Raw genomic sequence first — 26,458 nt, 5'->3', positions numbered from 1 at the left:
TCAGCCATTTGATCGGAGATTGCGGATGCCTCATCTTCAAACAGCGCTCGGTAAGCTCAACATCGCGTTCTCGAAGGAAAGGATTGCCAAGTTGGTGCCGCACAGGGACGCCTTCAAGGAAGGCCAGCCTCTTGGGCAGAGCGGCGTCGTCATCGACGACAAGATGGCGATCAAGGGCGAATGGAGGAAGTTCCTGGGGCAGATACCGATCGCGCAGCAGGAAGCGATCCGCGCCGTCATTTTCGCCGCACTCGGGACTGACCCGGCGACGCCCATCACATTTGCCTGGGCACCTGGGTACGATTTCGAGGTCTTGATTTGGCAGGCACCGGACACCCGGACTTCGCGCGGCGGTATCACCATCCTGATCAAGAGTCGCTATCCCTCCGACAGCCATCCGTTGGCGAACGAGCCGCCGTACGGCAGCTGAATCTGCGGGGCTCAAGCCGGGTTCGGGTTCGTCACGACGGTGTGCCGCCGACGGACCCGCTGCCGTGCGTCCCCAGCCAGCGGAGATAATTCCCGCAACGATCGATCACCTCGCTTGGGGAAAGGCCGAACTGGTCGAGCGCATAAGTGTGCCGCGCTTTTGCGGCCTGCTCGCTCTCGAGATGGCGCGCCATCGTCCCTTCAAAACTCGCGCCGCCGTAGGGATAGCCGAAGCGCCGGTAAATGCTGCGTACCGTCGCCACGGGATCCGCGACGAGATCTTCAAATCGGATGTCGGTGATCTGGCCCGCCTTGTCCGCCGGCGCCGCCATGGACCGGTCCATGTTATCCACGAACATGTCCAGAAGAGTGGAGCCGATTTCGGCATAGTCCACTCTTTGCGCGAACAGCCGCCGGTAACCGGCCACGAGGCTGCACAGGGATGGCACCGCGTCGGAGGGATGGCGGTGCAGCCGCACCACGTTGGCGTCGGGAAAGACGTCGAACAACACTGGCAAGAAATGCAGGTGGGTCGTGGGGGATTTGCTCACCCAGACATCGCCGCGGACATATAACTGCAAATGCTGTACCTGCAGCCGATAATGCGAGTAGAGCTGGTGGAGGTCTCCCTTGCCGAGTTGCTTCAACCATTCCCAATATTCAGGCGCCTGATAGAACATTGGCGTCAGCGTGTTATGCCGCATCATCCAGTGACACTCGTCCGGCGCAAGGGCTGCCATCGGATGTATCTTCAGGATCGACGGATCGGCGGCAGTAAACGCCTTCAGCCGTCGCCGCGCGAACGCGATGCGCGGATCGGACGCGGCCGTCTCGGGACGCGGAGGCGGCGACGGGCTCCATAATTCCCACAGCCGAGGCGCGCGCATGTGAGGATCGAGCGCGATCAGATTATGGAGGAGAGTGCTTCCGGTGCGGCCGTATCCGGTGATCAAGAGCGGGCGCCTGACCGGAATGTCTGCGATCTCGGGATGATCAGCGATATCCCGGGATACGCTGAGGTCGGCCAGGATGCGGACGAATAATTCGCGCTGGAGGAGACGCAACTCCCCTTCGGTGTACCGACCGGGTCTCGCCAGCGCCGAGGCGAGGCAGCGCAATCCATCGAGATGAACATCGTCTGGTGGTTTGCTCCAACCGCCGAGCTTTCGCGCGGCGGCGCGCCAGAGGTCGTCGATATCGATGGTGCGAGCCGGCGACATTGGCTGCAAGGCTATGCGCGCCGACAAAGGCTTTCAAGATCCGAACAGGCCGACATCAGGTCAGCGGCCGCTTGAGTGGTCCGCGGTTTAAACCCAACGATTTCAATGCCCCTGCTACTGTGTATGGGGTTGTTTTTCAGATTTTGCTCTTGAGGGCCGCCGAACCAGCCGCCCTCAGCGCCGGCCGCGCGGCGCTTCGGCCTTGGCGGGCGGCTCGGTCTGTGGCGCGCAGGTTGCGGCTTGCAGCGTGGCCTGCGCCTGCTGCATCAGGCCGGGCTCGGGGGCGAGCGCCTTCATCACGATCAGGCCGGTGGTGCTGGGGGAATCGATGATGAGGCGGTCGGCCGCGGTGACCTCTTCGTCCTCGGGCAGATCGTTGTGCTGCGCTTCCGTCATCAAATCGAGCTCGATCACCTTGCGGCCCGCCGAGCGGTCGTTGATGGCGTAATAGGCGATCTCGTTGCGGGTGTAGAACGACACCGAGGTGTAGGCCTGGCTGACGGGCACGGTGAGCTTGATCGGTCCGCCCGAAAGGTCGTAGCGGCAGATCGCCAGCGCAAAGGCCGGGTCCATGAACGGCATCGGCGACGTCGAGGGATCGGCGAGGGGAAGCTGGCTGACGGCGTTCAGCTTCGTCATCGGCGTCAGCCTGGAATAGGCGTCCTGCGTCGCGATCCGCGGCAGCGCCAGCACGCTGACGAGATGGACGACGAGGCCCAGCACGATGCCGGCAACGATGGTGAACAGCAGGCGGATCATGAGCAGCCCACCGTCGAGATGGAGGGCATCGGCGCATCGCGCTGGGTACGCGTCGCAACGCCGACCGGGGTGTCGTAGAGGCGCAGCATCAGGGCGTAGCGCTCGATGCCGCCGGTCGGCAGCCAGTTGCCGGCGCGCGAGCGCGAGGCGATGCGGATCTCGAACGAGCCGTCGGACTGCCGCACGATCTCCTGGCTGGTGAAGCCGTAACGCTGGAGCGAATTCGCGACGAGATGGCCCTTGCGGTCGTAGAGCGTCAGCGTCCAGAACCGCGCGGGCGGCGTCACGCCGGAGACGATCACGTCGCAGCGGCCGTCGAGCGCCTTCTTCTTGTCGTCGGTGGTGGCGGTGAAGGCGACGCCGTCGCCGGTGCCGATCGGCAGCTCGCCGTTGCGCACGATGGTGGCGCGCGAATAGGGATCGACGTCGGCGGTGCCGGTGCGCGGGCGCGCGGTCCAGGCGCCGATGGTCAGCGCACCGATCTCGGTGCCGCGCGTCGTCGTCATCCAGGTCGCGCCGACGCCGACCACCGTCGCGAGCAGAAGGGCCGTCAATGTGATCAGGATCAGCCGCACGGGTTTCGATCAGTTCTTGCGCGGGGCGGTGGCGTTGGCATTCTCTTCCGCATAGTTCTGCGGGAAGGCGAGCGCGCTCGTCGCCGAGGCCGGCTTGGCCGCCTTGGCGTCGGCATCCGCCGATTTTCTGGCCGTCTTGGCCGCGTCATCCAGCAGCTTCTCGACGCGCACCAGGATGTCGGCGCCGCGCTTGGTCAGCACCGGCGGCGGACCGGGCTTGGTCTCCAGGATCTTCGGCGCCGCGTTGGCCTGCGCGTTGCTCACGTGCTGCGGCGGCAGCTTCTGGCCCATGCCGATGCCGGGGATCTCCCGCACCTCGACGCCCTGATGCGCCGCGAGCATGATGTCGTGCCAGGTCTGCGCCGGCAGCGAGCCGCCGGTCATGCGGTTGGTCGGCGAATAGTCGTCGTTGCCGTACCACACCGCGCAGGTGAAATTGCCGGTGTAGCCGACGAACCAGGCGTCGCGATACGCGTTGGTGGTGCCGGTCTTGCCCGCGGTCGGAATGCCGTCGAGCGCGGCGCGGCGCGCGGTGCCTTCGCTGACGACGTGGCTCATCATGCCGGCCATGTCGGCGGCAACGGAGGCCGGGATCGCCTGCCGCGGCTTCGGGCCGTCGCGGTCCCAGCGCCAGACGAGGTCGCCGGCGCCGGTGCGCACTTCGAGCACCGAATGCGGCGTCACCGCCTTGCCGCGGTTAGGGAAGGTCGCGTAGGCGACGGCGTGCTCGAGCACGGTGACTTCGTCCGAGCCGATCGGCAGCGACGGCGTGTCGGGCAGCGGCGCCTTGAGGCCGAAGCGGCGCGCGACCTCGACGATCTTGGCGCGGCCGACCTTGGCGGGGTTCTGCGCCTTGGGCTCGTTCCTCCGGCCGATCTCGATCGACAACTTCACCGGCACCACGTTGATCGAGCGCGTGATCGCCTGTGTCAGCGTCACCGAGCCGGAATAGGAATGACCATAATTCTGCGGGCACCAATTGCCGATGCAGACCGGGCCGTCGACCACGACCGAGTTCGGCGTGTAACCGTTCAGCAGGGCGGTGGTGTAGACATAGGGCTTGAACGAGGAGCCGGGCTGGCGATAGGCGTCGGTGGCGCGGTTGAACTGGCTGGCGCCGTAGTCGCGGCCGCCGACCATGGCGCGGATGCCGCCGTCGAGATCGGACACCACGGTCGCGGCCTGCGTCGCGTGATAGTCGCGGCCGAACTGGCGCAGCTGGTTCTCGACCGCGTCCTCCGCGGCCTTCTGCACATTGGTGTCGATGGCGAGCCGGACCACGAAGACGCGCTCGGTGTACGACTTCGGGAAGGTGTCGACCAGCTTGCGCATCTCGTCGAAGGCGTAGTCGAGATAGTAGTTTGGCGAGGCCTCGTCGCGGCGGTCGACCGCGAAGGCCGGGTTGCGGCGGGCGCCGAACACCTGGCCCTCGGTCATGAAGCCGGCATCGACGAGGTTGTCGAGCACGACGTTGGCGCGGGCGCGGGCCGCGGGCAGGTTGATGTGCGGGGCGTATTTGGTCGGCGCCTTGAAGAGGCCGGCGAGCATCGCGGCTTCCGCCAAGGTCACGTCGCGCGCGGATTTGTTGAAGTAGAAATGCGCCGCGCCGTCGACCCCGAAGGTGCCGCCGCCCATATAGGCGCGGTCCAGATACAGCTTGAGGATCTCGTTCTTGGTCAGGCGCCATTCCAGCCAGACCGCGAGGAAGGCCTCGTTGACCTTGCGCTCGATGGTGCGCTCGTTGCTCAGGAACAGGTTTTTCGCGAGCTGCTGGGTGATCGAGGAGCCGCCCTGGCGGACGCCACCCGCTTGCGCGTTGGTGACGAGCGCGCGCGCTGTGCCGGCGATGTCGATGCCGAAATGCTCGTAGAAGCGGCGGTCTTCGGTCGCCAGCGTCGCCTTGATCAGCACGTCAGGAAAATCTTCCAGCGGGATCGAGTCGTTGTGCTTGATGCCGCGGCTGCCGATCGGGTTGCCGTAGCGGTCGAGGAAGGTCACCGCGAGATCGGACTTCTTCAGCCAGTCCTCGTCCGCGGTCTCGCGGAAGGCGGGAATGGCGAGGGTAAGCATCACGACCAGGCCGCCGAGGCCCAGCGTTGCGGCTTCCGACAGTGGCTCGATGAACACCCAGCGCTTCCAGCGCCCGACATAGAAGCGGTCCATGAAGGTCGAATAGCGCTCGTAGAGCTCGCGGATGCCCTTGGCCGAGGAGAACAGCGAGGAGTCGATGCGCGCATCGAGATCCAGGAAGAAATTCCGGATCTTCTGCTTCCAATGCGGTGGTATGATCTGGCGCACCTAGAACCCTTGAGGCTCGCTTCGAAAGCGTTCAAGCACCCGGCCGGGGCGGCGTCGAGACGTCTTGGGGGAATGTTGCGGCAAACCCAAGGCGCCCGGCCAGCATCCGAGGGACTTGCTGTTCCTTCTAGCCGAGCGGGGGCCATAAACCAATGGTCAGGCTCGCGATTTTGAACAACAGGCCTAATTGACCCCGGGTCATTACGGGCCTCAAAGGCGCGTTGCTTGCACCATGGCGGCCGCACGCCCTAGATGGCATGGCTCGTTGCTCTTTCGAACCTTTGTTGAGGCGCATGACCGCAGCTCCCAAACGACCTTCAGGCCAGGAAGGATTCTTCTGGAAAACCAAGACGTTGGAAGAGATGTCGGCGGGCGAGTGGGAAAGCCTGTGCGACGGCTGCGGCCGCTGCTGCCTGAACAAGCTCGAGGACGAAGACACCGGCGAGATCTATTTCACCCATATCGGCTGCAAGCTGCTCGATGGTGCGAGCTGCGCCTGCAAGGACTATCCGAATCGGTCCGACAAGGTTCCGGATTGCGTCCGCCTGACGCCGGCCAATGTCCGCACCCTGAACTGGCTGCCGCCGAGCTGCGGCTACAAGCTCGTCGCCGAGGGCCGTGACCTCTATTGGTGGCATCCGCTGGTCTCCGGTGATCCCAACACCGTGCACGAAGCCGGCGTCTCCGTGCGCGGCCGGGTCGAGGGCAGCGAGGAGGAGATCCCGGACGAGGAGCTCGAGGACCACATCGTGCAATGGCCCGCGCTGCTGCCGAAGCGGGCGCGCCTGAAGCGACGTCCGAAGGACTGAGCCGCCGCACGGCTCCGATCACTTGTTCGGGATGACCCGGGGGTGGGATGCTCCCATGCGCCGGGGTGCCTGCCCGGGACAAACTTTGCTGTCTAGATTGGGCTGCATAGAACGAATCCTTTGCGGCGTTGCGCCGCCCCACGACGTCCGAGCGAGATGAACAAGTTCGACCGGCAGAGCAGTTCTGCCGACATCCAGACTTTGCCCGACGACATCGCCGAGGAGCTGTCCCGGCTTCCGAGCGAGGTCATCAGTGTCGATGACGCGCCGTCCATCACGCCGCCGGCGCCGCTGTCGCAGGACGAGGTCCGCACCATCGTCATCAGCCTGATGCTGACGATGTTCCTGGCGGCGCTCGACCAGACCATCGTGGCGACCGCGCTGCCGACCATCGGGCGCCAGTTCCAGGACGTCTCCAATCTCTCCTGGGTCATCACCGCCTATCTGCTCGCCTCGACCGCGGTCGCGCCGGTGTTCGGCACGCTCAGCGACATCTACGGCCGCCGCGTCATGATCATCATCTCGCTCAGCCTGTTCGTGGCGGGCTCGGTGCTGTGCGCGGTGGCACCGAACATGCCGATGCTGATCCTGGCGCGTGGCCTTCAGGGGCTTGGTGGCGGCGGCATCATGCCTGTCGTGCAGACCGTGATCTCCGACGTCGTCTCGCCGCGCGAGCGCGGCCAGTACCAGGCCTATTTCTCCAGCGTCTGGATGGTCGGCGGCATTTTGGGTCCGGTCATCGGCGGCGTGTTCGCCGAGCATCTGCATTGGTCGATGATCTTCTGGATCAATCTGCCGCTCACCGCCGCGGCGCTTGGGCTGCTGCTGCCGAACATGAAGAAGATCCCGGTGTTCCACCGCAAGCGCAAGGTCGACTGGCTCGGCGGCGTGCTGCTGATGGCGTCTGCGGTCGTCTTCATGCTGGTGCTGACCTGGGGCGGCTCGCGCTATCCCTGGCTGTCGCCGACCGTATTGGCGATGGTGGGCGGCGCCGTCGCGCTCGCGGTGACCTTCGTCTGGCACGCCCGGCGGGCCGACGAGCCGTTCCTGCCGCTGAAGCTGCTGACCGGGTCCGTGGCGCCGTTCGCGCTGACGGCCGGCGGCTGCGGGCTCGGCGCGATCACCGGCCTCACGGTGCAGCTGCCGCTTTATTACGAGTCGGTCTACCATCTCACCGCCAGCGAGGCGGGTCTCGCGCTGATTCCGCTGGCGGCGGTCTCGACCTGCGGCGCGGCGATCGCAGGCCGCACCATGGCCCGTGCAAAACACTACAAGCGCGTCGCCATCATCGGCACCTCCTGGGCCGCGCTGTGCGGCCTCGGCCTCACGCTCACCACCTTGCCGCTGTGGGGCCTGCTCACGCTGATGGCGGCGTTCGCGCTCGGCCTCGGCACCACGTTCCCGGTCTGCGTGGTCTCGCTGCAGAACTCGGTCGCGCGCCCGCAGGTCGGCACCATCACCGGCGCGATGAACTTCTTCCGCTCGCTGATGTCCTCGTTCACGGTCGCCGCCTTCGCGGCGATCCTGCTGATCGCGCTCGGCATCGACGTTCCGCTCGCCGGCGAACATCACGCCGCGGGCAGCGTCGCCATTCCCACCGAGGACATGCGGCACGCCTTCCGCTACGTGTTCGGCGCCGCCACCGCACTGATGACCATTGCCGCGCTGTGCCTGATCGCGATGGAGGAGCGGCCGCTGGCCGGCCCTTCGGCGAAGCAACCCGTCGAGATGGCGGAGTAGGGCTCAGTCCGCGCGATCCGGGAAGCTGCTCTTGCGCGGCAGCAGGATCGTGAATTCGGTGAACTTGCCCGGCTCCGTCGCGACCTCGATCGTGCCGCCATGCTGCTTCACCACGATGTCGTGGCTCATCGACAGTCCGAGGCCAGTGCCTTCGCCGGCCGGCTTGGTGGTGAAGAACGGGTTGAACATCTTCTCCTTCACCTCATCCGGGATGCCCGTGCCGTTGTCGCGGATGCGGATCTCGATGCTGTCGCCGCGGTCGCGGGTCGCGGCGGTCACGACCGGCTCGTAAGCGCCCGCTGCGGTCTCCGCCTTGCGCTTGGCGACCGCATGGAATCCGTTTCCGATCAGGTTCAGCAGCACCCGCGTGATCTCCTGCGGGAATACGTCGGCCGAGCCGGCGGCCGGATCGAGGTCGCGCTCCAGCGTCACGTCGAACTGCGGCTTCTCGGCCCGCGCGCCGTGATAGGCGAGGTTGAGGCTCTCCTCGACCACCGCGTTGATCTCGCTCAGCCGGTGCTCGCCGCCGCCTTCGCGCGAATGCAGCAGCATGTTCTTGACGATGGAATCGGCGCGCCGTCCGTGCTGCACGACCTTGCCGAGATTGTCCTTCAACAGCCCCGTGAGCTCGTCGACCTCGGCGCGAACGTCGTCGGAGAGGTCGACAGGTGCGAGCACCTCGTTCAACTCGTCGGTCAATTCGGCGGAGAGCGAGGCGAAATTGTTGACGAAGTTGAGCGGGTTCTTGATCTCGTGCGCGATGCCGGCGGTGAGCTGGCCGAGCGAAGCGAGCTTCTTGGTCTGGACCAGCCGGTCCTGCGCCGCGCGCAAATCGTCGAGCGACCTGGCAAGCTCCCGCGTGCGGCTCGCGACTTCATTGAACAGGCTGACATTCTTGATCGCGATCACCGCCTGGTCGGCGAAGGTCTGCAGCAGGTGCACGTGATGCTCGGCGAACGGGCCCGTCGCACGGCGCGTCGCGATGATGATGCCGATCGCTTCGCCCTCGCTCATCAAGGGCGCGAACAGCATGCTGCGATAACCGCGGGCGCGCGCGATGTCGCGCGCCGCCGGCTCGAGCTCGGTGTCGGGCAATTGCGCGGCGGTCCCCTTGGCCACGAGCTGATAGGGCGGGAATCGCGCGAACGGCACCGGGAACGAGGCCTGCAGCACGCGATCGCCGGCCGGATCGGTCGGCGTGAACGCCGCAAGGTGCGCGGCGCCGTCGACATAGCGCAGCACCGCCGTCGAGAAGCCGCCGATCAGCCGGTTGGCGTTGGCGGCGATGGCCTCGAACACCGGCTGCACGTCGGACGGCGAGGCCGCCATCACCTTCAAAATGTCGGCGGTCGCGGTCTGGCGCTCCAGCGCCTCCTGTGTCGCGTTGAACAGGCGTGCATTCTCGATCGCGATCACGGCCTGGTCGGCGAAGGTCTGCAAGAGCTGCACGAGGTCGGGCGCGAACGCGCCCGGCTCGGCGCGCGTGACGCTGATCATGCCGACCGGCGTGCCGCGGTTCATCAGCGGCATGAACAGCACGCTGCGGAAGCCGCGCAGCCGCGCCAGCTCACGGTTCAGCTCGGGGACGTCAGCGGCCTCGCTGTCGGGAAACTGGATCGTCTCGCCGCCGCGCACCAGCGCAAAGGTCGGGAACTCCGCGATCTTGCGCGGGAACGAGGCCTTCAGCCCTTCGTCGGCCTCCGGGCTGGTCGGCGTGTAGGCGACGAGATGCAGCTCGTCGCCGATGAACTGGAGCACGGTGGCTGAGAAACCGTCGAGCAGGCGCTTGGAGCTCGACGCAATCGCGGCGAACACCGGGCGGGCATCGGAGGGCGAGGCCGCGATGTTGCGCAGGATCTCGGCGCTGGCGTTCTGGCGGTCGCGCGCAATGGCAAGCTCGCTCCGCAACCGCGCATTCTCGGCCGCAAGCTCCACGGCGACATCATGGGAAGAATTGGTCATTCGCAATCCGGCTTGGCGCCACGGCAGGCGCGGCACCGGGCCGGATTATCACATCCCCTGCGGCCGGAGCCAGCGCCCGGCTTGCCTCACGTGCCCGGCCGCGACACCTCGGTCTCCTTGCTGGTGATGAATTCCAGCAGCACCGGGATGCCCTCCTGCGTCTTCTGGATGCCGCGCTTGATCGCGGGGATGATGTCCTCCGGCCGCGTCACCCGCTCCCCATAGCCGCCGAAAGCGCGCGCCATGGCGGCGTAGTCGCCGGAAATGTCGGTCGAGCGATATTTCTCGGTCGACACCGGCATCACCTTCAACTCGATCGCCATCGAGAAATTGTTCAAGAGGATCGACATGATCGGGATGCGCTCGCGCACTGCGGTCTCGAAATCCATGCCGGTGAAGCCGATCGCCGCATCGCCCCAGACATTGACGCAGAGCTTGTCGGGCCTTGCGAGCTTGGCGCCCATCGCGAGCCCGAGGCCGTAGCCGAGCTGCGTCGTCTTGCCCCAGCCGAGATAGGTGAGGGGTTTTGTCGATTTCCAGAACGGCGAGAGCTGGTCGCGCGGGCTGCCGGCATCGTGCGTGATGATGGTGTTGTCGATGTCGACGGTGCGCTGCAAGTCCCACAGCACGCGATAGGGGCTGAGCGGCGCATCGTTGCTGGTGAGCTTCGGCATCCATTTCGCCAGCCAGTCCTGGTGCGAGGCCGCGATCTCGGCCGCCACCGCCGAGGCGTCACGATCCGCGGTGACGGTCTTGCCGATCTCCTCCAGCAGCGCATCGAGCACCAGGCCGGCGTCGCCGACGAGGCCGATTTTTGCCTCCACATCCTTGTTGAGATGATTGGGATCGAGCGTGGAATGGATGATGGTCTTGCCCTTCGGCATCGCGATGCCGAAATTGGTTTCCGTGAACGAGCAGCCGATGCCGAAAATGACGTCGGCTTCGCCGAGGAATTTCGGCACCGCGCGCGGCACCGCAAGGCCGCCGGAGCCGAGCGAGAGCGGATGCGTTTCGGGGAATGACGATTTGCCCCCTAAGCTGGTGGTGACGGGGATCGCCAGCCGCTCCGCGAGCCGCTTCAACTGCGGCCAGGCCTGCGCGTAATGCACGCCCTGGCCGGCATAGATCACCGCGCGTTTGGCGTTGACGAGCAGTTGCGCGGCTTCCTTCACATGAACGGGATCGGCGCCGTAGCGCGTGCGCAGCACCGGCGTGTAGTCGAGCGGCTCCGGCACCTCCTCGTTCCACATGTCGGAGGGGATCTCGACGATCACAGGGCCGCCGCGGCCGTTCTTCAGTTTCGTGAAGGCGCGGCGGAAGATGTTGGCGACCTCCGCCGCGAGGATGATCGGCTCCGAGGATTTCGCGAACGGCTTCATCGCTTCGCTGGAATTGAAGTTCGGCTCGATATGCGCAAGCCGGCGCTGATAGCCCATCGGCAGCACCAGCACGGGCACGGATTCGCCGAAGCATTGCGCGACGCCGCCCATCGCATTCTCCGCGCCGGGCCCATGCTGCATGCAGAACGCGCCGATGCTGCGTCCCGAGGTCACCCGCGAGATCGCATCCGCCATGTGGATGCCGACGCGCTCCTGCCGCACCATCACCGGGCGGATTTCTGCTTTCGCGGCGTGCTCGATCAGATGGTTGACGGGATAGCCGCAGAGGATCTCGATCCCCTCGCGCCGCATGATTTCCGCAATGGCGGTGCCGAGCTTCATGGCGTCTCTCTCCCCTTGAGGCTTTGGCCGGTTGATCCGGCCGGTTGGGCAGAGAGGATCAGGAATCGACTGCAGGGTAAAGCGAAGCGCGGCGCGGATGCGGTAGGTCAGCCATGCAGGGGGGGTGTCACCAGGCCAAAGTGGAGCCGAGTGACGACGTTGCAAGCCGGAGATGACGATTGCATGATGAGGCAACCTCGCCGCGGAATCCCGGAAGATGTTGCAGCTCGATCATATCACGGTCATCGCTCCGAGCCTGGCCGAAGGTGTCCTCCATGTTCGAAACTGCCTCGATCTCGATGTCCCGTTCGGGCAGCGCCATGCCTATATGGGCACCCACAATCACCTGCTTCAGCTCGGTGACTCCGTCTACCTGGAAATCGTGGCGCTCGATCCCGAGGCCGTTGCGACGGGCCGCTCGCGCTGGTTCGGCCTGGACGACCAGGATCAGGTCAGGTCCGATTGGGACGAGGGCCGCCGCCTGCGCGGCTGGGTCGCGCGAACCGATGTGATCGACGCGGTCCTCGCGGGCCGAGAAGATATCTTCGGCGCCAAGGTTCCGCTTCCCGCAAATGATCCGTCGTTCGACTTCGCCATTCCGAACGACGGCTCACTCCCGCTCGACGGCGCCGCTCCCTCGATCATCGACAGGCGTGGCAAGCCCCGCTCGATGGCTGCGATCGCGAATCTCGGCGCGCGGCTCAACTCCTTCACGCTCGAACATCCGGAACCCGCCGCGCTGGAGACGCTGTATCGTGCGCTGACGATCGATCGTCCGCCCGAAATCGTGAAGGGACCGAAGCTGCGCTACCGCGCCCGGATCGAAACGCCTGCCGGAGCAAGAGAGCTGACCTGAGCGAGCCGACCTGACCGTCGCAGCACCCGCCGGCACTCCTGCATTCTCGTCTCCGCACTTGCCTCCCGGCGCCGATCAAAATGTCGCGCGACGAGACGGCGCACCCAGGCGCTGCGCTGCTGTCGCATTAGGCAGTTCGCCGCATCAGAGGCGGTTCCGAATTCACATTGCAATCGTTGCCGTGCGAATTTGAAACTGTGCGCTGTTGTGATGGGAATTCGGTTTGACAGTCGCGCGGGCGCGAAGGCACGCTGACATCTACTTTGCAAGGGAAGCATCGACATGATCGAGCTCACCGTCAATGGCACCAGTCACCGCGTCGACGTGGTCCCCGAGATGCCTCTGCTTTGGGTGCTGCGCGACGAGCTCGGCATCACTAGTCCCAAATACGGCTGTGGCGTAGCGCAATGTGGCGCCTGCACTGTCCATATCGACGGAATGGCGGTCCGATCCTGTCAGGCGCATATCGGCGAGGTCGCAGGCAAGTCGGTCGTCACGCTCGAAGGCCTCGACAAGAAGGAGCAACATCCGGTCTTGCAGGCCTGGCTCGAGCATCAGGTGCCGCAATGCGGCTACTGCCAGACCGGACAGATCATGCAGGCCATCTCGCTGCTCGATCTGATTTCCAATCCGACCGACGACGAAATCAACCAGGTGATGTCCGGCAATCTCTGCCGCTGTGGCACCTATCCGCGCATCCGGGCGGCGATCCACGCGGCGGCCGCGAAGAAGATGGCGGAGAAGTGAGATGGGTCACATGCAGAGCCTTTCGCGCCGGGCCTTCGTCATAGGCTCCGCTGCCATCACCGGCGGCATTGCCTTCGGTGCCTATGATCACGCCGAAGCGGCCGCACCCAGCGCCGAAGGCAATCCTCTCGCCGCCGGCCTTCCGCCGAACTCTGTGACCTTCAATCCCTGGGTCGAGATCAGCCCGGACAGGATCACGCTGATCGCACAGCACGCCGATATCGGGCAAGGCGTCGGCTCGGTGCAGCCGATCATGATCGCAGAAGAGATGGACCTCGATCCCGGCCAGTTCGAGATCCGCTTCGCCGGTCCAAGCCCCGCCTATTTCAACACCGGCTTCGCCGACGAGTTCGCGCCGTTTGTGGCGGCGGACCAGAGCCCGGCCGCGGAGGAAGCACGAGCCAAGACGCTCGAATGGCTGAGACAGGCGGGCCTGCAGATGACCGGCGGATCGAGCACGCTGCCGGACACCTATGAGAAGCTGCGTGTCGCCGGCGCGGTAGCGCGCGAGACGCTGAAGGCCGCCGCCGCCAAGCGGTCGGGCGTCGCCGTGGCCGACCTGCGCACCCAATCGGGCCATGTGATCCTGCCGGGCGGCACCAAGATCGCCTATGTCGATCTGTCCGCGGACGCCGCCAGGATTCCGCCGGTGCTCGATGCCAAGCCGCGCGACCCGTCCAAGTGGCGCATGCTGGGCAAGCCGATGACGCGGCTCGACATCCGCGACAAGGTGATGGGCGAGCTGAAGTTCGGCATCGACCTGAAAATGGAAGGCATGCTCTACGCCTCCGTCAAGCTGAACCCCGCCAAGGGACAGCCGCTGAAATCATACGATGCAGGCAAGGCGCTTGCGATGCCGGGGGTCAAGAAGATCCTCGAGATCAAGAATGGCGTCGCGGTGATCGCCACGAACAGCTGGTACGCGATGAAGGCGGTCGACGCCATCGTTTGCGAGTGGGCGCCTTCGGCGTATCCCGCGGAGCAGGCCGATCATTGGAAGGTTCTGGAGTCGTCATTCAAGCCCGAATTCCTGGGCAAGCAGTGGCGGAAGATCGGCGACATCGAAACTGGCCTCAAGACAGGGACGCGCGTCGAGGCCGAATATCGCGCTCCTTACGTGGCGCATCAGCCGCTCGAGCCGCTGAACGGGATCGGCATCGTCACGGATCAGGGGATGGAGATCTGGGTCGGCCATCAGAGCCCCCGCTTCGTGCAATGGGTCGCGGCGACGGCGATCGGCCTCAAGCCGGAACAGGTCACCTTCCACAATCAGTGGAGCGGCGGAAGTTTCGGCCATCGTCTCGAATATGAGAACGTCCGCGTCCTCGCCGAGATCGCCAATCAGATGAAGGGCACGCCGATCAAGCTGGTGTTCTCGCGCGAGGAGGATTTTCTCCAGGATATTCCGCGGCAGATTGCAATCGCCCGGCATCGCGGCAGCGTCGACAAGGGCAAGATCGTCGCGGCCGATCTGCAACTCGCCTCGACACCGCCGCTCAAGGGATTGCTCGAGCGTTCGGGCACGCCCTCGAAGGATCCCGACGGGCAATTGGCTGCCGGCCTGTGGAACATCTACTACGACATTCCCAATTTCCGGGCCACCAGCTACGAGGCGCAAGGGCTGTCGCCCAGCACCACGTGGCGGTCGGTCGGCGCCTCGACATCGGGCTTCTTCACCGAAAGCTTCATCGACGAGCTGATTCATGCAGCTGGCCTCGATCCGCTGCAAGCGCGTATCGCGATGTGTACCGTGCCGCACTATCGCAAGGTGCTGGAGACGGTCGGGCAGATGTCGGAATGGAAGGGACCGCTCGGCAACGGCCGCGGACGCGGCGTCGCGTTCGTCGAGTCGTTCGGGACGCCGACCGCCGAAGTCGTCGAGGTGACCGCGACGCCGCAAGGCATCAGGATCGACAAGGTCTGGGTCGCGGTCGACGTCGGCAAGGTCGTCGATCCCGTCAATTTCGAGAACCAGGTACAGGGCGGCGTGATCTGGGGGCTCGGTCACGCCATCAATTGCGAGCTCACTTACGCTAGGGGCGCGGTGCAGCAGACCAATTACAATCACCACGAAGCCATGCGGATCTATCAATGCCCGGTCATCGAGGTTCGCGGGCTCGAGCACGATCCGAAGGTGAGGGGCGTCGGTGAGCCGCCGGTGCCTCCCGCTGCGCCTGCGCTCGCCAATGCGATCTTCGCGGCGACCGGGCAGCGCATCCGCGAGATGCCTTTCAACAAGTTCATCGATTTCGTGTGAGGCGGATGATGAAGGGATTCCTGATCGCGGCGGTCCTCGCCGTCTCGTCGATTGCAGCCCTCACGGGACTGGTCGCTGCCAAGGACGAAGCCAGCAAGGACGTCTTGCCGCCGGGCAGCGTCAGCCGGGCGGCGGGACTGGAAGCCTGGAAGCGGATCGAGGCGGTGGTGACGCATCCGCGTTGCGCCAACTGCCATGTCGATGCCAAGGCCATCCCGATCTGGACCCCGGCCGGCGAAACCAAGCCGCGCGTGCATGGCATGAACATCCACGGCGGCGAGAGCCGTATCGGCGCGGAAGCGATTCCGTGCTCGACCTGTCACATGACCTCAACCCAGGCGAACGAACCGGCGCCTGCGCCGCCGCGCGCCGGCATCGACTGGCAGCTCGCTCCGGTCGAGTTCATCTGGTTCGGCAAGAGTGGTGCCGAGATTTGCGCGCAGATGAAAGATCCCAAGCGCAATGGCGGTCGCGACGCCGCCGGTCTCGTCGAGCACTTGCGGCACGATGCGTCGCTGAGCGGCTTCATCCCGCGGGGCTGGGCGCCAGGAGCGGGACGTACGACCCCGCCGGGCACCTTCGAGGATCACGTCAAGGACATGGTCCTGTGGGGCGCCGCCGGGCAACCCTGCCCGAATTGACGATCGCGCCCCGGGGTCGCGCGCGATCGTATCGGTGACATGATCCGTAGGCTCAGATCAGCGTGCCCGCGCTCGCATGCGCGAGCAGCGACTGGATCACGACGTTGTCGCCGGGGCCTCCGTCCAGCACGTCGAGGCCGCCGCCGCCGATCAGCACGTCGTCACCGAGCCCGCCAAGCAGCGTGTCGTTGCCGGCGCTGCCGATGAGCACGTCGTTGCCGGCGCCGCCGTCGAACACAAGGTGCGGCCCGCCCGGGCCGACGCCCGACGCCGTGATCACATCGTCGCCGCCGAGACCGTTGATGGTGATGGTGTCGTTGAAGTCGAAATTCTCGATCACGACCTGGCTGGCCAGACCGTCGATCACCAGCGCGCCATTGCTGTTGAGCGACAGCGTGATGACGTCGTCCCCGCCGGTGCCGTTGATCACGATGTTGTCGACCGCGCCGTCGCCGCCGGGGGTGCCGGGAACGGCGCCGAGGTCGATCTTCACCTGCGTCACGTCGGTGCCGGTCATGTCGCCGACAGTGATCTTGTCGGCGCCGCCGCGGGCGTTGAACGCGATCGTCTCGACGCCGCCCGTGTCCATCGTGATATTGGCGACGTCCCGCGTCAGCTCGGCACGGGAGCCGTTCGCGAAGATGTTGATGGTTTCGGCGATGTTGGCGCCGTTGAACAGCAGGGAGTCGCTGCCCGCTTGGCCCTCGACCGTGTCGTTGTCGTCACCGGGATTCCAGACGAAGGTGTCGTTGCCGGCGCCCATCAGCGCGACGTCATTGCCGTCGCCGCCGTTGATGATGTCGTCGCCCTGACTGCCGCGGATGGTGTCGTTGCCGATGCCGCCGTTGATCGTCAGCTGCAGCACGCCGGCAGCGAGCCCGCTGGCGTCGATGACGTCGTCGCCGCTGAGGCCATTGAGCGTCAGCTGATCGGTTCCGTCCATTCCGGTCACGTGCGTCGCCGTATGCAGGCCGAACACCGTCACGCCGCCGGCATTGCCGCGCACGCCGAACGTGTCGGCAGCCTGGCTGGCATCGACCGAGACGGTATCGACGGCTCCGTCGGGCGTACCGGTCGAGCCGCCGAGGTCGATGTTCACCTGCGTCAATTCGGTCCCGGTCAGATCGCCCACCGCGATATGGTCGGCGCCGCCGAGCGTATGGAGATCGACATGCTCGACCCCGTGCAGGTCCATCGTGATGTTGGCGACGTCGCGCGTCAGCAGGGCGCGGTCGCCGTTCGCCAAGATGGACATGGTCTCGGCAATGTTGGCGCCGAAGAACCGCAGCGTGTCGACGCCGGCACCGCCCTCGACGGTGTCGCTGCCGTCGCCCGGATTCCACTGAAAGATATCGTTGCCGGCGCCAAGCAGGGCGACGTCGTTGCCCTGGTTGCCGTCGATGAAATCATTGCCGTCGCCGCCGATCAGCGTGTCGCTGCCGGCGCTGCCGAGGATGGTATCGTTGCCGGCGCCGCCGTCGATCGTCAGGTGCAGGATTCCGGCGGCCAGCGCGACGGCCGAGATCGTGTCGTTGCCGCCGAGGCCCTCGATGAGAAGCGCATCGTTCGCGCCTTCCGCATTGGTGATGGCGAGTGCGGCCGGCAGTCCCGTGACCGCAACCGAGGTGCCCGTGCCGGACACCTCGATCGCATTGGCGCCGTTCGTGGCGACGAGCGTCACGGCGTCGGCCGCGCCGTCGCCAGTGCCGTTTGACCCGAGATCGATATTGACCTGCTTGACGTCGGTTCCAGCCAGGTTGTTGACGACGATATCGTCGCTGCCGCCGCGGGCGTTGATAGTGACGGTCTCGATGCTGTCGAGGTCCATCGCGATGTTGGCGACGTCGCGCGTAAGCAGCGTGCGTCCGCCATTGGCGGCGGACAGGGTGATGTGCTCGGCAATGTTCGAGCCGTTGAACAGCAGGGTGTCGGTGCCGGCCTGTCCGTCGACCTTGTCGCTGCCGTCGCCGGGATCCCACTGAAAGGTGTCGTTGCCGGCGCCCAGGAGGGCGGTGTCGTTGCCCTGGTTGCCGTCGATGAAATCGTTGCCGTCGCCGCCGAGCAGCAGATCCGCGCCGTTGCCGCCGAGGATCGTATCGTTGCCGGCCCCGCCGTCGAGCGTCAGCGCGATGAGCGCGGCGAGATTGCCTGAGGCCGAGATCATGTCGTCGCCGCTGCCGGCATGGACCACGAGGTTCTCGGTGGTGCCGATGTCGAGCGAGAAGGGGGCCGGGTCGACCCGGTCGAAGCGCACGCGCGTGCCGTTCGCCGTGATGGCAAAGGTTTCGCTGCCGTTGCCGCCGTTCACCTCGGCCGTATCGATGCCTTCGCCGCCCTCCATCAGGTCGCTGTCGTCGCCGGGATTCCAGATCATGCGGTCGTTGCCGGCTTCACCGAACATCTGGTCGTTGCCGTCGCCGCCGACCAGCACATCATTGCCGGAACCACCGAACAGCAGGTCGTTGCCGCCCTTGCCAAACAGCGTGTCGTTGCCGGACTGGCCGAACAGCATGTCGCCGCCGGATCCTCCGGTCAGGACATCGTTGCCGGCGCCGCCGAACAGGTTCGCCGCGGGCATCGCGCCGTTGCTCTCGTCGATCGCGATGATGTCGTTGCCGTCCAAGCCGAAGGCCTGGATCAATTTGGTGTTGGCGACCGTCGCGGGGCCGCCCTTGATCGCGACTGCGCCGTGGTTGACGACGATCGTCCCGGCAGCGTTGCGGCCCAACGTGACCGTGTTGTTGTGGCCGTTGCCAAGGACGGTAAGAATTCCGGCGGAAAAATTTGCTGTAACAGCCATGTGCATTTCTCGCTCTGCGTGATCGAAATAGGCCGTGCGGCGGTATCGTGACGCTTTTCGCGATGCCGAGGCGAACGGCGAACAATCTTGTCTGTAGGCCGGGATGCCGGTTCCGGCTTGGCTGAAGTCTTCCGATGGGCTCCTGTTTTCCTTGAGAACAGCTTGATTTTCGGGAAGGGCGGGGTGGAGCGGCAGTTCACGCAGCCGTGTTCGCGCCAACCCGGCCGATGCCCACACACCATCCGTTGTGTCGCCCGACGGGCAAAACACGCCAGCGCTGGGTCGAGAGTTTTGCGCAAAAATATTCGTATTTACAGAAGTTCGGTTTTGCCGTACAACGCGCGCCATCCCGCCCGCCACAAGGGGCGTTTCGCGATCGTCACGAGACGCGGGCCGGGATGCGGTGGCCGCGACGGCGTCGGCGCGCGATGGTGGCTAGCAGGGCGGGAAACCGTGAGCAGCGCCAGGCGCGATACGACACGGCGCTGACAGCGTCTTTCGCATGGTCTTTGCGGTGAGCGCACGCCAGCCGCGGAGAGCCCAGCGAGGACGTGCGCGGACGGAGAAGTCGTGTGGTCCCGACGCCCGCGGTTCTGGCGTCAAGTCTTAGCGGAGATGCAGCGGCCAACCGGTGCGCGCATCACACATCCGCAAGGCGACGGGGGCAATAGTGCAACGCTCCCCGAGGAGAGCACGAAGGACACCGTAAAAACCATCGCGCAGGGAAGGCCGGGTGACCGGCGTACCTGTCGTCCACCCCGTGCGCGTTCTCTAGCACACGCGGGACCTCGGGTGCCAGCCGGCGCCCGGCCTTCCCTGCGCCCTTGCTTTCGAAGAGGGCGGAAGAAGACAGCAAAGCTCGGGCGAGATTCGCCGCGAGGATGGGAAGCTATGTCCATCGCCAGAAATCAGTCCCGTGCCCCGGACGCGCCGCAGCACGAAGTGATGCGGCGCAGAGCCGGGGCCCATATCTCACAGCGCGACGATCGGAAGCATGGGTCCCGGCTCTGCGCAGCAGCGCAAGAGCACTGCAGGGCGTCCGGGACACGAGAGCGGCGCGATATGGCCAATGACGTCGGTTGGAGAGGCGCCAACGCGCCGCTACGTCGTCTCCTCCAGCGCGCGGCGCAGCCGTCGGATGATCACGCCGCGGGCGCGGTCGTCGGCGGCGACTCCAATCCGGTCGTTGATGTCGAGCATGAGCTCGGACATCTCGTTGTGCCAGTCGAGGCGCGTCACGGCTTCCGGCGCGAGGCGGCGGCGGTGATCGACGTCGAGCACGCGCGGTTCGGGCGCGGCGAGCTCGTAGATGTCGTCCAGCGTCGGCTGATAGACCTTCGCCGCCGGAATGATGCGCTCGGCAACGCGTTCGGCGAGGCCTGCGATGGCGCCTTCCTCGCCGTGGACCAGGAACAGCCCGCGGGCGATCGGCCGGCGCGCCGCGATCCAGCCGGCCATGCCGGCGCCGTCGGCGTGGCCGGAATATTCGTCGATCATGCGGATGCGTGCCGCGACCTTGATCTCCTCGCCCTGGATCCGCACCGCCTTGGCCCCGTTCTGCAGGAAGCGGCCGAGCGTGCCGTTGGCCTGGAAACCGGCGAGCAGCACGGTCGCGCGCTCGTTCCACAGCCAGCGCTTCAGATGATGGCGGATGCGGCCGGCGTCGCACATGCCGCTCGCGGCGATGATGATGTGGAATCCGGACAGGCGCATGATCGCCTTGCTCTCGTCCGCCGTCTCCGTGAATTTGAGATGCGGCGAGTTGAGCAGCCGCGTGGCATCGACCGAGGGGTCGAGGCTCTCGGCATGGCGGCGGAACACTTCGGTGGCGCGGATCGCGAGCGGAGAATCGAGGAAGATCGGTGCGGTCGGAATCTCGCCGTGCTCCATCAAGTCGACGAGATCGACGATCAGCTCCTGGGTACGTTCGACCGCGAAGGCGGGCAGCAGCAGCGCGCCGCCGGCCGCCGCCGCATCGCGCACCTCGGCCGCGAGGTGATTGCGGCGAAGGGCAGGGGTCGTGGCCTCGCGCACCCGGTCGCCATAGGTCGATTCCGAGATGACGTAGTCGAGATCGCTTGGCGCTTCGGGATCGGGTTGCAGCAGCTTGGCCTCCGGCCCGACGTCGCCGGAGAGCAGCACGCGCAGCGGACGTGGCGCTCCCTGCTCGGCGATCTCGAGCTCGATCGAGGCCGAGCCGAGCAGATGGCCCGCGTTCCAATAGCGCGCGCGGACGCCCGGGATCACGTCGGTCCAGCGTTCGTAGTCGACCGCACGGAACGATTGCAGCGATGCGATCGCATCGGCCTGCGTGTAGATCGGGTAAACTTCCTTGCGGCCCCGCGAGGCGTTGCGCCGGTTGAGCTGCGTGACTTCCGATTCCTGGATGCTGCCGGCGTCGGGCAGCATGTAGGAGCAGAGATCGATCGTGCCGCGCGTCGCCAGGATCGGCCCCTCGAATCCCGCGCGCACCAGTTTCGGCAACAGGCCGCTATGGTCGATATGGGCATGCGTGAGCAGCACGGCATCGATATCGGTGGGACGAAACGGGAAGGCGCCGTAGTTGAGCTCCTTCAGCGTCTTCTGGCCCTGGAACAGGCCGCAATCGACCAGGAAGCGGCCGCCTGCGGTCTGGAACAGATAGCTCGAGCCCGTGACGGTGCGGGCGGCACCGCAAAATCGAACGGTAATGCTCATGGAATCGTCTCCGCAAGATGTGTCGTCGGCAGTTCGGACCGCAACGCGGTCGCGAGAACCTGGTCGAGCGCAATCGCGTTGGTCGGGTGCGGCACGCTGTCGGTCGAGCGGATCGACCGGATGCCAGCGCTGGAGAATGCGACGGTCATCGCGGGCGGAAACAGCGCGTGCGTGATGACCGCATCGATGGCGGTCGCGCCCATCGCCGTCAGAGCCTTGGCCGCTTCGATGAGCGTCGTCCCTGAAGAGACGATATCGTCCACCAGCAGCGCCGGCCGCCCCGACAGCAGCCCGGGATCGGCAAAACTGATCGCCACGGAACGATCGCCGTGTCGCGTCTTGTTCGCCACCGTATGCTGCAATCGCAGCCGGCGCGCGATGTCGCTGACCCAGGGCTCGGACTCCACGTCGGGTCCGATCACGATGGTCGCGGGGTCGATGCCGCCGCTTGCCAGTGCGGTCGCGATAGCAGGCATGGCGGACAGATTCTCCGCTTCAATGCCTGGAAAGACCAAGCGGATGTCGGAGGTGCGATGCAAATGCGCATCCACGGTGACGATTCGGTCGACGGTCCTTGCGAGCAGATCACCCATGGCACGCTGGCTGATGGCCTCGCCCGCATGAAATGCAGCATCCTGCCGCATGTAGCAGAGATAGGGCGCGACCAGCACCAGCCGCTTCGCGCCGCCACGTCGCAAGGCCTCCGCAGCGAACAGCAGGGCGATCAGCTTGTCATTGGGTTGATCGAGCGGGGCATAGAGGAGGGTGGTGTCGGTCGCCGGCGCGACGGTGACGCGCAGCTCGCCGTCCGGAAAGCGATGCACGGCGATCTCCGCGCAGGACAGCCCAAGCCGCGCCGCAAGGCGTTTCGCCGCATCGTTGCCGCCGGACAATGTCTGCAGCGCGATCGTGCTCATGGCGCGGTCTTGCCCTGCGGGGGCTCATGACCGTTGACGACGTAACCGCTCTCCTCGGTGGCGGCATCGGTCGCCAGGTCATGCTCGGGGCGGCCGAACGTGTAGACGCGATAGAGCGGCTCGCCCTGCTCGACGCGATCGCCGATCTTTTTGAACAGGCGGATGCCGGCACCCTTGTCGAGCGGCGCGCCGGCGGTGCGGGCGAGGCGGTTCAGGCGCAGGCAGTCGATGGCGGACACGGTGCCGTCATGCGCCGCCTTGACGTCGAAGCTGAGCGATCCCAGCTCGCTGCTGCATGTCGACGGGCCCTGGGCGTCGATGATCTTCTGCATCTGCTTCAGCGCCGCGCCGCTGTCGAGCAGCTCGCGCGCCCGCGCATAGCCGGCGCCGCCGCGCAGCTTCGGATCGTATTCCAGCAGATGCGCGGCCAGCCGCAGCGACTTCTCGCGCAGATCCCGCGGCGCATCCGGATCGTTGCCGAGCACGGCCATGACGTCATTGGCCTCGAGCACCGGGCCGATGCCGTTGCCGATCGGCTGGCTGCCGTCGGTCATGATCACCTCGACCGTGCGGCCGAAGCGGTCGCCGACGAATTCGAACAGCTTGCGCAGCCGCATCGCCTCGACGCCGCTGGTGACCTTCGCGGTCGGCCCGACCGGGATGTCGATCAACAGATGCGTCGAGCCGGCCGCGATCTTCTTGGACATGATGGAGGCGACCATCTGCTCGCGGGTGTCGAGGCTGAGCGGGCGCTCGACGGAGATCAGGACGTCGTCGGCCGGCGACAGGTTCACATGTCCGCCCCAGATCAGGCAGCCGTTGCAGGCCGAGACGATCGCCTTCATCTCCTCGACGCCGACATTGACCCGCGCCAGCACCTCCATCGTGTCGGCGGTGCCGGCGGGCGAGGTGATGGCGCGCGAGGAGGTCTTGGGGATCGGCAGGCCATGCGCGGCGACGATCGGCACCACCACCATCGAGGTGCGATTGCCGGGGATGCCTCCGATGCAATGTTTGTCGACGACAACAGGCGTCGGCCACACCAATTGCGTGCCGGCCTGGGCCATCGCGCCGGTGAGGGCGAGCAGCTCGTCGCTGGTGATGAAGCTCGCCGAGCCGATCAGGAAGGCGGCGATCTCCATGTCCGAGTAGCGATAATGGGCGAGGTCGTTGATGATCGCGCCGATCTCGGCCTGGCTCAAGGTTCGGCCGCGGATCTTCGCGCGCACCGCTTCCAGGCTCTCCGGAGGGGAGGCCGGCCTGACGGTGACCTGGGTGCCCACGCCTTGCGCGAAGCGGTGGAACGCGGGTTCAGAGAGGCCGATCTCGTCGGGGGCCACCAGCGTATCGTCGTCGGTGATCAGCAACGTCGCCAGCAGGACCTTGCCGCCCTGGCGCAGCTCGACGCGGCTGAAGCCGCGGAAGATCTCGGCGCGCAGCGCTCTCGACTGCCGGGAGAGGACGACGACGTTTTCGCGTCCGGTATCGAGCCGGACACGGCGGATCTTCAGTTGGGCGTGCGGAAGGTCTGGATGCATGGACGAGCCGGCAGGAGGAAACTCGGCCTCCATGCTTAAACGTCGGGGTCCTGATGCTGTTGACCCAGATCATGGCCCGCGCGCGGCCACAGCACGGGCGGGCCGCGGCGTGCCGTCACGCAGCCGTGCTGCTGCAGGCGCGTCGGTCCGGAAAAGAGGAGGAGCCGAATGCGGCGGCGATATCGCCGATATCGGCCGGCCAGATCGGGGATCGGGGCTACTTCATCGCCGTGCTGATTGCGACGAACTTGCTGTTGAGGAGGGTGGTGCCCATGGTGTTCACGGCCGTTATGATTGCCAGAGCGATGCCGGCGGCGATGAGACCGTACTCGATCGCGGTCGCACCGTTTTCATCGGCAAGGAAAGACCTAAGCAAAGGCATTGCCAACTCCTGTTCGTCCGATCCAACGTAAGACCGCGTCGTCATCGAATTCGTCAATAGATCGAATAAGTCTTTATGCGCGCCAATAGAATTAAGACCGGGCGATCGCGCCTCCGCTGATACGACGGCAGTCATTAAATTAAGGTTCCGCCGGCCTGTCCAAATGGATTCAAATCGCGGGGCCCGTGTGGCTGGTCAAGCCTCGGGAGGCGCTTGCCACGATACCGGCATCGAGAGAGGGGTGGCGCTTAACGAATTGTTGAGGCTGTTTGCCGGGCCATCGCGGTCATCGGCGCCCGGCAGGCGCGTTCAGGGCCCGCAACATGGCGATACGGGCGAACATCATCCAGCCGCCGCCCGTCTCGGCCGCATTGATCAAGGTCTCGACGGCGGTCTGCCAATGTGCCTCGTGCTGGGCGTCCGCGGGCAGCTGCATGATGTAGTCGGCGGCGTCCTGGAGCGTGAGCAGCGCGCGCTTGCTGCTCACGCGAACGGGATCGTCGAACGCCGTCGACCAGGGCATGTCAGGCCGCCCGATCCGCGAGAGGTGACATCACGGCGTGATCGCGCGCGCGGTGCGGCTAACCGGCCTTCTTCGTTCGCGCCGGCGCGCGCACCGGCTTGTCGGCCTTCTTCGGTGCGGTCGCGGCCTTCGCCGCGGCCTCCTTGCCGCCCTTGCCCGCGATCGGCAGCAGCATCTCGCGCTGGCCCTCGACGCGCTTCTTCGGCTTCTTGGCCTTGGTCTCCTTGGCAACCTTCGCCGCGGGCGCTGTATCCTTCTCGTTCGCGATGCTCTTCTTCAGCGCGTCCATCAGGTTGATGACGTTGCCGCCGGTCTTCGGCGCGGCCTTGGCCGCGATCGGCATGCCCGAGCGCTTCTTGTTGATGAGATCGATCAGGGCGGTCTCGTAATGATCCTCGAACAGCTCGGGCTCGAACGCGCCGGACTTCTTCTCGACGATGTGCTTGGCGAGGTCGAGCATGTCCCTGATGAGCTTCACGTCCTGGATGTCGTCGAAATATTCGCTCTCGCTGCGGACCTCGTAGGGATAGCGCAGCAGCGTGCCCATCAGCCCGCTCTCGAGCGGCTCGAGCGCGATGATGTGCTCGCGGTTGGTCAGCACCACGCGGCCGATCGCGACCTTGTCCATGCTGCGGATGGTCTCGCGGATCACGGCATAGGCATCGTGGCCGACCTTGCCGTCCGGCACGAGATAATAGGGGCGGATCAGATAGCGGTTGTCGATGTCTGACTTCGGCACGAACTCGTCGATCTCGATCGTGTGCGTGGAGTCCAGCGCGATGTCGTCGAGCTCGTCCTTGGTGACCTCGATATAGGTGTCGGTGTCGACCTTGTAGCCCTTGACGATGTCCTCGGAGGTGACCTCGTCGCCGGTCTCGGCGTCGACCTTGAGGTACTTGATCCGGTGCCCGGTCTTGCGGTTGATCTGGTTGAAGGAGACCTTCTCGGTATCCGAAGTGGCCGGATAGAGCGCGACCGGGCAGGTCACGAGCGACAGACGCAGAAAACCCTTCCAATTGGCGCGGGGGGCCATGGGCTACTCCAAACGCAACGGGGACAGACGACTAGGATACCATCGGGGAACAGCGAATCAAAGCAAGGCCGGTTGCTGAATCTTGCAACTGCGTTAACTGGCCGCTGGGCCATGCTGTGCCGCCGGATCCGGCCGCAAAAGCCGGAACATCGTATCCCATCACGCGTTGGCTCTGGACATCGGCTGCGAGGAGGTCGCGGCTATCGGGAGCGACATCCAGAGATTGAGGGCATCATGGCAACCACGCGAGAGCAGCATCAGATCGTCGAAACGGCAACCGAGGCGCGGCAGGGTGAACCTGGGCCGTCCGTTGCCGCCCTGCTCGCCATCTCGACCGGGCTTGCGATCCTGATCCTCGCCGTCATCTGGTTCGTGTTCTTCCGGACCTGACGGCCGAATTCACGGGAAGGGCGGACCTTCCACGCGCCGCTGTCCGCGGCACATCTGCGCCCGTCCTGCTGCCGGCTCGTCCGGCCGCAGGGCGGGCGCAGTCGCGTTGGCTGCGAACACGGCGTATATGACCAAAAAGTAACGCGGAAGGTTCCCGGCGTTCA

21 protein-coding genes are annotated in these 26,458 nt (G+C 65.7%); 8 read left to right on the top strand and 13 right to left on the bottom strand.

What is annotated here, in order from left to right:
* The first annotated feature begins 19 nt into the window (after window positions 1-19).
* Window positions 20-430: a hypothetical protein gene (locus tag RPS27_RS34655; RefSeq protein WP_313754983.1), complete on the top strand. Its 411-nt coding sequence runs from the start codon at window positions 20-22 to the stop codon at window positions 428-430.
* Between the two features lie 31 nt (window positions 431-461).
* Here the strand turns inward: RPS27_RS34655 and RPS27_RS34650 are convergent, their stop codons facing one another.
* The 4 genes from RPS27_RS34650 to RPS27_RS34635 form a co-directional block, all read right to left on the bottom strand.
* Window positions 462-1,649, bottom strand: a complete 1,188-nt coding sequence (locus RPS27_RS34650) for a sulfotransferase family protein (protein ID WP_249157049.1) — start codon at window positions 1,647-1,649, stop codon at window positions 462-464.
* Window positions 1,650-1,823: 174 nt separating this feature from the next.
* Entirely contained in the window at window positions 1,824-2,408 is a 585-nt protein-coding gene (locus RPS27_RS34645) for a DUF1254 domain-containing protein (RefSeq protein ID WP_194407179.1), read from the bottom strand.
* A complete protein-coding gene (locus tag RPS27_RS34640) occupies window positions 2,405-2,983 on the bottom strand; it encodes a DUF1214 domain-containing protein (protein WP_194407180.1) in 579 nt (192 codons plus the stop codon). The genes RPS27_RS34645 and RPS27_RS34640 overlap by 4 nt, the downstream gene beginning before the upstream one ends.
* Before the next feature lie 9 nt (window positions 2,984-2,992).
* Window positions 2,993-5,281 (bottom strand): transglycosylase domain-containing protein, encoded by a 2,289-nt coding sequence (locus RPS27_RS34635; protein WP_194407181.1) that lies wholly within the window; start codon window positions 5,279-5,281, stop codon window positions 2,993-2,995.
* A gap of 293 nt (window positions 5,282-5,574) precedes the next feature.
* Between RPS27_RS34635 and RPS27_RS34630 the strand changes: the two genes are divergently transcribed.
* A complete protein-coding gene (locus RPS27_RS34630) occupies window positions 5,575-6,090 on the top strand; it encodes a YcgN family cysteine cluster protein (protein ID WP_194407182.1) in 516 nt (171 codons plus the stop codon).
* Window positions 6,091-6,246: 156 nt separating this feature from the next.
* Complete coding sequence (locus RPS27_RS34625; protein ID WP_211417623.1) at window positions 6,247-7,830, top strand: MDR family MFS transporter; 1,584 nt, start codon at window positions 6,247-6,249, stop codon at window positions 7,828-7,830.
* Between the two features lie 3 nt (window positions 7,831-7,833).
* Here the strand turns inward: RPS27_RS34625 and RPS27_RS34620 are convergent, their stop codons facing one another.
* Both RPS27_RS34620 and RPS27_RS34615 read right to left on the bottom strand, forming a co-directional pair.
* A complete protein-coding gene (locus tag RPS27_RS34620; protein WP_313754982.1) occupies window positions 7,834-9,792 on the bottom strand; it encodes a GAF domain-containing protein in 1,959 nt (652 codons plus the stop codon).
* 86 nt (window positions 9,793-9,878) lie between these two features.
* On the bottom strand, window positions 9,879-11,549 hold the full coding sequence (locus RPS27_RS34615) for a thiamine pyrophosphate-requiring protein (protein WP_313755093.1): 1,671 nt from the start codon (window positions 11,547-11,549) through the stop codon (window positions 9,879-9,881).
* Window positions 11,550-11,730: 181 nt separating this feature from the next.
* On the opposite strand from RPS27_RS34615, the gene RPS27_RS34610 reads away from it, so the two are divergent.
* The 4 genes from RPS27_RS34610 to RPS27_RS34595 all read left to right on the top strand — a co-directional run bounded on the left by RPS27_RS34610 (window position 11,731) and on the right by RPS27_RS34595 (window position 16,014).
* Window positions 11,731-12,369 (top strand): VOC family protein, encoded by a 639-nt coding sequence (locus RPS27_RS34610; RefSeq protein WP_212067129.1) that lies wholly within the window; start codon window positions 11,731-11,733, stop codon window positions 12,367-12,369.
* A gap of 282 nt (window positions 12,370-12,651) precedes the next feature.
* A complete protein-coding gene (locus RPS27_RS34605) occupies window positions 12,652-13,116 on the top strand; it encodes a (2Fe-2S)-binding protein (RefSeq protein ID WP_211417619.1) in 465 nt (154 codons plus the stop codon).
* Window position 13,117: 1 nt separating this feature from the next.
* On the top strand, window positions 13,118-15,373 hold the full coding sequence (locus RPS27_RS34600; protein ID WP_212067128.1) for a xanthine dehydrogenase family protein molybdopterin-binding subunit: 2,256 nt from the start codon (window positions 13,118-13,120) through the stop codon (window positions 15,371-15,373).
* 5 nt (window positions 15,374-15,378) lie between these two features.
* A complete protein-coding gene (locus RPS27_RS34595) occupies window positions 15,379-16,014 on the top strand; it encodes a hypothetical protein (RefSeq protein WP_249131797.1) in 636 nt (211 codons plus the stop codon).
* Window positions 16,015-16,066: 52 nt separating this feature from the next.
* On the opposite strand, the gene RPS27_RS34590 is transcribed toward RPS27_RS34595, so the two are convergent.
* The 7 genes from RPS27_RS34590 to RPS27_RS34560 all read right to left on the bottom strand — a co-directional run bounded on the left by RPS27_RS34590 (window position 16,067) and on the right by RPS27_RS34560 (window position 25,904).
* Complete coding sequence (locus RPS27_RS34590; protein WP_212067127.1) at window positions 16,067-18,814, bottom strand: beta strand repeat-containing protein; 2,748 nt, start codon at window positions 18,812-18,814, stop codon at window positions 16,067-16,069.
* 1,101 nt (window positions 18,815-19,915) lie between these two features.
* On the bottom strand, window positions 19,916-21,511 hold the full coding sequence (locus RPS27_RS34585) for an MBL fold metallo-hydrolase (protein WP_212067126.1): 1,596 nt from the start codon (window positions 21,509-21,511) through the stop codon (window positions 19,916-19,918).
* Entirely contained in the window at window positions 21,508-22,428 is a 921-nt protein-coding gene (locus RPS27_RS34580) for a ribose-phosphate pyrophosphokinase (protein ID WP_212067125.1), read from the bottom strand. The genes RPS27_RS34585 and RPS27_RS34580 overlap by 4 nt, the downstream gene beginning before the upstream one ends.
* A complete protein-coding gene (locus tag RPS27_RS34575; RefSeq protein ID WP_313754981.1) occupies window positions 22,425-23,966 on the bottom strand; it encodes a thymidine phosphorylase family protein in 1,542 nt (513 codons plus the stop codon). The genes RPS27_RS34580 and RPS27_RS34575 overlap by 4 nt, the downstream gene beginning before the upstream one ends.
* A 217-nt stretch (window positions 23,967-24,183) precedes the next feature.
* Window positions 24,184-24,348: a Flp family type IVb pilin gene (locus RPS27_RS34570; RefSeq protein ID WP_194408239.1), complete on the bottom strand. Its 165-nt coding sequence runs from the start codon at window positions 24,346-24,348 to the stop codon at window positions 24,184-24,186.
* 286 nt (window positions 24,349-24,634) lie between these two features.
* Window positions 24,635-24,871 (bottom strand): hypothetical protein, encoded by a 237-nt coding sequence (locus RPS27_RS34565; protein ID WP_212067123.1) that lies wholly within the window; start codon window positions 24,869-24,871, stop codon window positions 24,635-24,637.
* 58 nt (window positions 24,872-24,929) lie between these two features.
* Complete coding sequence (locus tag RPS27_RS34560) at window positions 24,930-25,904, bottom strand: Ku protein (protein WP_212067122.1); 975 nt, start codon at window positions 25,902-25,904, stop codon at window positions 24,930-24,932.
* Window positions 25,905-26,138: 234 nt separating this feature from the next.
* On the opposite strand from RPS27_RS34560, the gene RPS27_RS34555 reads away from it, so the two are divergent.
* Window positions 26,139-26,294 (top strand): hypothetical protein, encoded by a 156-nt coding sequence (locus RPS27_RS34555; RefSeq protein ID WP_174718932.1) that lies wholly within the window; start codon window positions 26,139-26,141, stop codon window positions 26,292-26,294.
* Window positions 26,295-26,458 lie beyond the last annotated feature (164 nt).

The sequence above is a fragment of the Bradyrhizobium sp. WYCCWR 12699 genome (genome assembly GCF_032144035.1).
Lineage (GTDB): Bacteria > Pseudomonadota > Alphaproteobacteria > Rhizobiales > Xanthobacteraceae > Bradyrhizobium.
This window is presented reverse-complemented; position numbering and strand designations above follow the sequence as displayed.

Excerpts from the sequence above, each read along its gene's own strand:
- RPS27_RS34650 (WP_249157049.1), bottom strand. The coding sequence starts at position 1,649 with ATGTCGCCGGCTCGCACCATCGATATCGACGACCTCTGGCGCGCCGCC.
- RPS27_RS34645 (WP_194407179.1), bottom strand. The coding sequence starts at position 2,408 with ATGATCCGCCTGCTGTTCACCATCGTTGCCGGCATCGTGCTGGGCCTC.
- RPS27_RS34630 (WP_194407182.1), top strand. The coding sequence starts at position 5,575 with ATGACCGCAGCTCCCAAACGACCTTCAGGCCAGGAAGGATTCTTCTGG.
- RPS27_RS34625 (WP_211417623.1), top strand. The coding sequence starts at position 6,247 with ATGAACAAGTTCGACCGGCAGAGCAGTTCTGCCGACATCCAGACTTTG.
- RPS27_RS34620 (WP_313754982.1), bottom strand. The coding sequence starts at position 9,792 with ATGACCAATTCTTCCCATGATGTCGCCGTGGAGCTTGCGGCCGAGAAT.
- RPS27_RS34610 (WP_212067129.1), top strand. The coding sequence starts at position 11,731 with ATGTTGCAGCTCGATCATATCACGGTCATCGCTCCGAGCCTGGCCGAA.
- RPS27_RS34605 (WP_211417619.1), top strand. The coding sequence starts at position 12,652 with ATGATCGAGCTCACCGTCAATGGCACCAGTCACCGCGTCGACGTGGTC.
- RPS27_RS34600 (WP_212067128.1), top strand. The coding sequence starts at position 13,118 with ATGGGTCACATGCAGAGCCTTTCGCGCCGGGCCTTCGTCATAGGCTCC.
- RPS27_RS34595 (WP_249131797.1), top strand. The coding sequence starts at position 15,379 with ATGATGAAGGGATTCCTGATCGCGGCGGTCCTCGCCGTCTCGTCGATT.
- RPS27_RS34590 (WP_212067127.1), bottom strand. The coding sequence starts at position 18,814 with ATGGCTGTTACAGCAAATTTTTCCGCCGGAATTCTTACCGTCCTTGGC.
- RPS27_RS34585 (WP_212067126.1), bottom strand. The coding sequence starts at position 21,511 with ATGAGCATTACCGTTCGATTTTGCGGTGCCGCCCGCACCGTCACGGGC.
- RPS27_RS34580 (WP_212067125.1), bottom strand. The coding sequence starts at position 22,428 with ATGAGCACGATCGCGCTGCAGACATTGTCCGGCGGCAACGATGCGGCG.
- RPS27_RS34575 (WP_313754981.1), bottom strand. The coding sequence starts at position 23,966 with ATGCATCCAGACCTTCCGCACGCCCAACTGAAGATCCGCCGTGTCCGG.
- RPS27_RS34570 (WP_194408239.1), bottom strand. The coding sequence starts at position 24,348 with ATGCCTTTGCTTAGGTCTTTCCTTGCCGATGAAAACGGTGCGACCGCG.
- RPS27_RS34565 (WP_212067123.1), bottom strand. The coding sequence starts at position 24,871 with ATGCCCTGGTCGACGGCGTTCGACGATCCCGTTCGCGTGAGCAGCAAG.
- RPS27_RS34560 (WP_212067122.1), bottom strand. The coding sequence starts at position 25,904 with ATGGCCCCCCGCGCCAATTGGAAGGGTTTTCTGCGTCTGTCGCTCGTG.
- RPS27_RS34555 (WP_174718932.1), top strand. The coding sequence starts at position 26,139 with ATGGCAACCACGCGAGAGCAGCATCAGATCGTCGAAACGGCAACCGAG.